Source organism: Bacillus sp. ISL-7, from assembly GCF_018613065.1.
On the sequence record NZ_JAGGQW010000094.1, the window covers coordinates 22,391 to 28,475 of the forward strand.

General features: G+C 37.7%; 6 protein-coding genes and 2 pseudogenes. 7 read left to right on the plus strand and 1 reads right to left on the minus strand.

Features of this window, described 5'->3' with window-relative positions; genetic code table 11:
- The first annotated feature begins 48 nt into the window (after positions 1 to 48).
- The 5 genes and pseudogenes from J7E66_RS29800 (at position 49) to J7E66_RS29820 (ending at position 3,306) form a co-directional block, all read left to right on the plus strand.
- Complete coding sequence (locus J7E66_RS29800; protein ID WP_215007186.1) at positions 49 to 243, plus strand: hypothetical protein; 195 nt, start codon at positions 49 to 51, stop codon at positions 241 to 243.
- A 9-nt stretch (positions 244 to 252) separates the two neighbouring features.
- On the plus strand, positions 253 to 879 hold the full coding sequence (locus J7E66_RS29805; RefSeq protein WP_215007204.1) for an aldo/keto reductase family protein: 627 nt from the start codon (positions 253 to 255) through the stop codon (positions 877 to 879).
- Positions 880 to 1,058: 179 nt separating this feature from the next.
- Entirely contained in the window at positions 1,059 to 1,712 is a 654-nt protein-coding gene (locus J7E66_RS29810) for an SDR family NAD(P)-dependent oxidoreductase (protein WP_215007189.1), read from the plus strand.
- Positions 1,713 to 1,774: 62 nt separating this feature from the next.
- Positions 1,775 to 1,882 (plus strand): annotated as a pseudogene (locus J7E66_RS29815) (oxidoreductase); the annotation flags it as partial.
- Between the two features lie 872 nt (positions 1,883 to 2,754).
- On the plus strand, positions 2,755 to 3,306 hold the full coding sequence (locus J7E66_RS29820) for a TetR/AcrR family transcriptional regulator (RefSeq protein ID WP_215007191.1): 552 nt from the start codon (positions 2,755 to 2,757) through the stop codon (positions 3,304 to 3,306).
- On the opposite strand, the pseudogene J7E66_RS33035 reads toward J7E66_RS29820, so the two are convergent.
- A pseudogene (locus tag J7E66_RS33035) lies at positions 3,266 to 3,394 on the minus strand (IS110 family transposase); the annotation flags it as partial. The gene J7E66_RS29820 and the pseudogene J7E66_RS33035 sit on opposite strands and share 41 nt — an antisense overlap.
- A 334-nt stretch (positions 3,395 to 3,728) precedes the next feature.
- Between J7E66_RS33035 and J7E66_RS29825 the strand changes: the two are divergent.
- Together J7E66_RS29825 and J7E66_RS29830 are read left to right on the plus strand one after the other, a co-directional pair.
- Positions 3,729 to 4,484: an SDR family NAD(P)-dependent oxidoreductase gene (locus J7E66_RS29825; RefSeq protein WP_215007193.1), complete on the plus strand. Its 756-nt coding sequence runs from the start codon at positions 3,729 to 3,731 to the stop codon at positions 4,482 to 4,484.
- Between the two features lie 358 nt (positions 4,485 to 4,842).
- On the plus strand, positions 4,843 to 5,877 hold the full coding sequence (locus J7E66_RS29830) for a zinc-binding dehydrogenase (protein ID WP_215007195.1): 1,035 nt from the start codon (positions 4,843 to 4,845) through the stop codon (positions 5,875 to 5,877).
- The last annotated feature ends 208 nt before the right edge of the window (positions 5,878 to 6,085 follow it).

Here is a 6,085-nt window from a genome sequence, read left to right on the forward strand (position 1 = left end):
CCTCTAACAGGGGATTATTTTTGTTTAAAAATAGGGAGGTTACCAATAATGGAACTATCAAAATCGACGCGGAATGGAATAGACTTGCCTCTCGTGGGATTTGGCACCTTCCAATTATCAATTGACCAAGCCGAATACTGTGTAAAAGAGGCACTTAAATCTGGATTTAGACATATTGATTCATCAGAGGCTTACAATAATGAAGAGGGCACTGGTAAAGGGATAAAAGCGGCTGGTATTTAAAGGGATGATATTTTTGTAACTACTAAACTTTTTCCGGGATCTAAACAGTTGGGGACACCCGATAAAAACTACAAACATACCATTGAAACATTGAAAAATCAGCTTAAACAGCTCCAGCTTGACTATGTTGATCTTTACCTTATACATGCTCCACTATCAGAACTTAGACTGGAAAAGTGGGAAGCTTTTGTAGAGCTAAAAAAATTAGGGCTTACCAAGCATATTGGAGTGTCAAACTATAATATAGAGACAATTAAAGAGATTTTGGATGCAGACCTGGCTAAACCTGAGGCAAACCAAGTTGAATTTCATCCAATTTGTGCGCAGGTTGAATTGACCAGGTACATGAAGGAGAATTCAATCGCACCGATTGCATATAGCTCGCTTGCTCCGCTGTCATCTTGGCGAGTTGAAGAAGGGCAGGGTGGAGAAGTTCTTGCTGAAATAAAAGAAGAATCCCAATTGGTCATTAATGAAATTGCTACAAAACTAAACGTTTCAGAAGCCAGATTGCTTTTGCGGTCGGGATTGCAGCACGACTACGGTGTGTTAACGAGAAGCAGTAAACCAGAGCGAATCCGGGAAAATTTGAATCTATTTGATTTTGAAATTTTGATAGTGACATGGAGCGTTTAAACAGGTTAGATCAGAATAAACCAATAGCATGGGCATCCAGCGGAGTGAATCCGATGGATGACGCTCCACCACTTATATAAAGAAGAAATTGATAAAGGGATAACAGAATATTTTGAACACTCAAGATTTGTTTTGGCACAGTTTGAGGTTTTGTTCAGCAAAGAAAGGGATTAGACACTATGGAAAAGAAAACATTGATTTTAGTGGGTGCAGGTAAAGGGCTTGGTAATGCGGTAGCAAGAGAGTTTGCATCACATGATTTCAAAGTGGTTTTGATTGCGCGAAATACAGAACGCTTGAAACAGTATGAGGATGAATTTAAAGGTCTTGGCTATGAAGTCTATACAAAAGTAGCTGACGCCGCAAAGCTGGAGACTCTTACAAAGGCAATTCGTGAAGTGCAGGGAGAATTGGGAACACCCGACACTCTTGTTTATAATGTTGGCATAACCGAACCTGACGGCGACAGAGAAATTACAAGCGAGCTGCTGATGGAGCGATATCAGATAGATGCTGCCAGCGCTTATCATTGTGCTACTCTTGTTGCAACTGAGGAATTTGCATCTAAAAAGGGAGCAATCATTTTTACTGGTGGCGGTTTCGCAAAAACATTCCAGCCGATATTGTTCCTGAAACCTCTTAGCATCGACAAGGCAGCACTGAACGCTATGAACATTATACTCCACTATGAATTGGAACCAAAGGGCATTTTCGTGGGCAGCATTATCGTAAGCGGTGTGATTGACCCCGCAACGGATCACAGCCCGGAAAATATTGCTAAAGAATACTGGAAGATGTATGAAGAACGCGGTGATTTTGAGGTCGTAGTTTAATCATTATAAACCAGGAAGGAATTGGAGAATGATCAGACACATTTTTATTGCATCGTAAAGTGGCAATTGATGCAGAAGGCATTGCTTGTGCCATTGCATTTGCAATTGAGCAACCATCAGATGTTGGTATAAATGAAATGATTATTCGTCCCACAGTTCAAGTAGGTTAAAATAATAGAGTTATCTTCCCCAGTTTTGCAACTTAGAGGCACATTTATATATTAAAGCGGTAAAACAATGGAACAACCATATAAATGTCACATGCTAACTTCATTAGATGGGAAAATCATTGGAGCTTATTTGTAAACTGGATCAAACAGCTTATTTTACAGACGAATACGACGACGTTACGGATGTAAAGCATGGATGTGTGGCAGGGTTACCATGGAGGAACATTTTACTTTCGGATAAAAATTAGAATTAAAACAAGATAACATTATGCAACCTGAGACCTGTATAGATTGGACTCAGGATGTTTGTTGGAGGTATTAATAAATGGGGGATGTTTGTCTTTGAATCGATTTTCACTCAAAACTTGATTCATATTTGTGGGTTCACCGTAAGGTAACCTCCTCATCGTGGTTTTTTCGCGTTTTGCTTTTTGTTACTTACAAATCATCAATGTTTTTTTTATTAATGACTTGTGAACTTTTTCACTTAAAGTAACGGGGGGCGATACTTCAAGAAGAAGGTCGCCTTTTTTCTTTTTCAACAAATTAGATTGTGAAATGTTGTACTTAAACTATCGGGCAGAATAGTTTAAGTACACTTTTTCACAAAGTAATAAAAAAGCAGATCAGCCTAGTTAGGAATAGGAAAATAGGCTTTTTCTATAATTGTTTTTTAATAAATAAGTCTGTAGTAACGCAAAAATTTAAGGAGTCAAAGAACTGTATGTTTCGTACTTTAAATAAATTAACAATAAATTAACATTGATTGGTTAATCAACATATGTTAATAATTATATAAAGAAAAAGGATGCTTTCAATCGTTAGATGAAAGCAATTTGTTGATTATCTAAGGGAAAGATGGGTGATTTCAAATGTCTAAAGTGGATAGAAGAGTTCTTAAAACGCAAGAATCCTTAAAAAAAGCGGTTATTGAACTGATGACTGAGAAAAGTTTTGATGATATTACCATTCAGGATCTTGCAGACAGGGCAAATGTTAACCGAGGAACCATTTATCTTCATTACTTGGATAAATTTGATTTACTAGATAAACTCATTGATGAACATATTAATGTACTAAGAGTAATGTGCGAGGAAGCAAATGAAATGGAATTAGACTTTGTAAAATCGAATGTAGGCTGGTTTGAATACTTTAAGAGCAATTATTCATTCTTTTCAACAATGTTAGCAAGTAGTCAAGCCTCTTATTTTCGTAGTCGGTTCCTAGAGCTTCTCATGCAAGAATTCAAAAATGATATTGACACAACAAAAGTGATAAATCGAGAATTGGATGAAGAGGTTATACTTCAATTTGTTGTGACATCTTTTGTAGGAACGGTGGAATGGTGGATAACAAAAGAAATGCCTTTTCCGCCTCGTGTTATAGCAGAACAGCTAGGGATGTTGTTAGATAGGATATACTAAAGTTCTTACGGTATGGTTTACCTTTATCTAAAAACGCTTGGACCTGACTTTCACCCTTTGAAACATCCGGACCAATGACTGGATTCATATTTTACCCCAAGGTTAGCCAGATTTTTCTGGTTGACCTTTTTTTATTTATTTGGCTTCCCGAAAGATAATCAACAATTTTATTGATTTGTTTGAATAAACAACAAATCAGTTTCTTTTAACCATTGAAAGTATTTTGGTTCCTTTTATAATTACAAACAGATGCTGATTAATCGCGAAGTGTTGATTTATGGTGACGAAACACAAGTCTGGGATCGCATACTACTCAGATATCCGTGGAAGACCTATTTACAAAGAAAAAGTTTTCCATCAGCCTCTTTTTAGTTGACTTTAAATTGTAAGGTTTATTTATAACATAATCAGGAGGAATCGTTATGACAACCATGAAAGATAAAGTAGTAATTGTAACTGGAGCAAAAGGCGGTATTGGGCTGGCAACAGCACAATTATTTGCTAAAGAAGGTGCAAGTGTAGCTTTAGTTGATAGGAATGAACCTAAACAAGAAGCACAAGACTTGATAGACGCAGGCTATCAGGCGATATCCATCCAATGTGATGTTTCAGATGAGAAATCTGTTGAAGCTATGGTACAAAAAACAGTTGATACATTTGGAAAATTAGATTATGCATATAATAATGCTGGTATTCAAAACCCTATGACAGACACGGTTGAATTAAAGGAAGAAGTTTTCGATGATGTAATGAACGTTAATACGAAGGGTATTTGGCTTTGTATGAAGTATGAGTTGCTTCAATTAAGAAAGCAAGGTACGGAAGGGGCTATTGTTAATTGTTCTTCAATAGGAGGATTAATTGGTGTTCCCGGACGTTCTGTATACCATGCTTCTAAACATGGTGTATTGGGATTAACTAAAAGCACTGCTTTAGAGTATGCTTCGAAAGGAATTCGTATTAATGCAGTTTGTCCAGGGATCATCGTAACGCCAATGGTTGAAAATATGTTAGCTACGGAAAGTGATGCAATGGACGAATTAATGAAAGCAGTCCCAATTGGTCGTCTAGCTAAAGCAGAAGAAGTTGCTTCTGTTGTACTTTGGTTATGCTCTTCTTCCGCAAGTTATGTTATTGGTCAAGCGATATCAGTTGATGGTGGATATACGGTTCAATAATTGTTTAGACACCCAGCATATTTTTTAAGTGCAGGTTCAAAAGGTTCTGTTAATTGTACGTTGAAAGAACGTCGTTCTTCGGCTGGTTAACACAACGCGGAATTTCTGCTCTTTCCAAATCACTTAACGAAGATCGCATCATGCAGAACTATGATTTGGGATTTTGAATTGAGTGCAAATGATGGATAAGCAATTTCCACACCAGATACAAACACAAGCAGTTTCTTCTAACACAGAGATCCGGTGATGGTGAGTAAAAGCATTAGGTTTAAAAAAGTAGAACGCAAATAGATAGCGCTTATTTTTAGAAACTGTCTCTCTATAAAATAAACTAAAGTTTTAAAGGTGGAGAATTAATATGAAAGCAAATATTATGTACGCTGCTGGTGATGTACGCGTAAAAGAATTGCCAGTACCAAAATTACAATTACCAACTGATGCAGTATTAAAAGTGGTTGCTGCCTGCATTTGCGGTAGTGACTTGCATCCTTATCGTAGCATGCATTCTCATGATCACCCTGAAGGCGAAGCAATGGGGCACGAAGTTATTGGAAGAATAGAAGAAATGGGTTCAGAAGTATCTGGATTTGAGAAAGGCGATTTGGTAATTGTACCTTTCGCTTATGGAGATAACACTTGTCCTTATTGCCAAGAAGGATTGATGACTTCTTGTGTGCATGGAGGCTTTATGACAGGCTGTCAAGCTGAATACGTTCGTGTTCCTCAAGCACAAGGAAGCATGTTTAAATTACCAAAAGAGATTGATGAAAACTCTCCTCTTCTACCATCCCTATTAACATTGTCTGATGTTTATGGTACTGGGTATCATTCAGCTGTAATGGGAGGCGTAAATGAGAACACAACAGTAGCAGTTATCGGTGACGGTGCAGTTGGTCTTCTTGCTGTTATGTCCGCAAAGAAACTGGGCGCGGAGAAAATAATTCTTATGGGTCGTCATAAAGAACGTACTGATCTTGGAATTGAATTTGGTGCTACACATGTTATTCCAGAACGTGGAGAAGAAGGTGTGGCAAAAGTTCGTGAGCTTACAAATGGTGAAGGAGTACATGTAGTTTTAGAATGTGTTGGTCTGAAGCCAGCGTACGAAATGAGTATTGGAGCTGTGCGCGCTGGGGGAGTAATCAGTCGCGTTGGAGTTCCGCAGTATGAAGAAGCAGCTGTTGGCTTTGAGAGTTTATTTGGACGCAACATTACACTAACAGGAGGACCAGCACCTACACGTGCTTATATGGAAGAACTACTACCAGATATTTTAGACGGTAAACTGGAACCTGGTCGAGTGTTTGATGTAACAGTTGACTTTGACGGAGTTCCGGAAGGTTATCGACTTATGAACAACCGGGAAGCACTAAAGGTATTGGTTAAACCGTAATTTATTCTAATAGTGCTAAACTTTTATAAAGAAGCTACTCTTTTCGGAGTTGCTTCTTTTTATTGAACGAACAGCAAACTGGGCTTTCCTTTAAATTATGGAAAGCTCTTTTCTATGGGTGGAAATGGAAAAATTGCTGTAAAAAAGAACTGTTTGAAAGAAGGATAGTTTGTGAATAAACACTCTTAAACTATCCTGAAAATAGTAA

Coding starts and splice junctions, on each gene's coding strand:
- J7E66_RS29800 (WP_215007186.1), top strand. CDS start 49: ATGGAACTATCAAAATCGACGCGGAATGGAATAGACTTGCCTCTCGTG.
- J7E66_RS29810 (WP_215007189.1), top strand. CDS start 1,059: ATGGAAAAGAAAACATTGATTTTAGTGGGTGCAGGTAAAGGGCTTGGT.
- J7E66_RS29820 (WP_215007191.1), top strand. CDS start 2,755: ATGTCTAAAGTGGATAGAAGAGTTCTTAAAACGCAAGAATCCTTAAAA.
- J7E66_RS29825 (WP_215007193.1), top strand. CDS start 3,729: ATGACAACCATGAAAGATAAAGTAGTAATTGTAACTGGAGCAAAAGGC.
- J7E66_RS29830 (WP_215007195.1), top strand. CDS start 4,843: ATGAAAGCAAATATTATGTACGCTGCTGGTGATGTACGCGTAAAAGAA.